1 protein-coding gene is annotated in these 553 nt (G+C 33.1%); it reads right to left on the bottom strand.

Annotation, left to right across the window (positions count from 1 at the left end):
• Nucleotides 1-76: 76 nt before the first annotated feature.
• The coding region (locus tag DMP16_RS10735) for an adenylate kinase (protein ID WP_143577268.1) at nucleotides 77-553 on the bottom strand (477 nt) is incomplete at its 5' end.

Genomic DNA, 553 nt, shown 5'->3' with positions numbered 1-553 from the left:
CTTGTATATCATATAAACTACTAAATTAGAAAAAAACGATATTAGAAGTATATACAAAATATCTATTTCCATAGTTTCACATTAAGGTGCTTATTATTTCATTTGCAGCCACTGAGGGGTCTCCTTCCAAATTGTTCACAACTTTAACAGAAGCACCTACTAATACCGCCGAGGCAACAGCTGCATATCTAGCAAAATTTATCACCTCACTTATAACATTAATATCACTATAGTCAACTCTGCTTCTTGTAGAGTCTCTCTTTTGCCTTTCTAGTATAATTTTAGGATCGGCCTCAATCAAAAAAATCACGTTTGGAGAAAGGACTTCTACCACGTGTTTAGGTAATCCTGGTAAATATCCAGCTGGTGTTCTAATAACAGCATGAGTATCTACTAATCCAATACCATTAATTTTAGATAAGTCTTCATTTATCCTTTTTGCTGCTAATGTTTGTAATTCTTTTTGTTTGTCTAATGGGAGTTTTCTTATTTCATCCCTACTCTTTACATAACCTTCTTTTATGCCAGTATTCAGCATATAGTCTCCATAATT

This window comes from Sulfolobus sp. B1, from assembly GCF_007050195.1.
In the GTDB taxonomy this organism is placed as follows: Archaea; Thermoproteota; Thermoprotei_A; order Sulfolobales; family Sulfolobaceae; genus Saccharolobus.
Note: the sequence above shows the minus strand (reverse complement) of the source record. Positions and strands in the feature narration are given on the sequence as shown.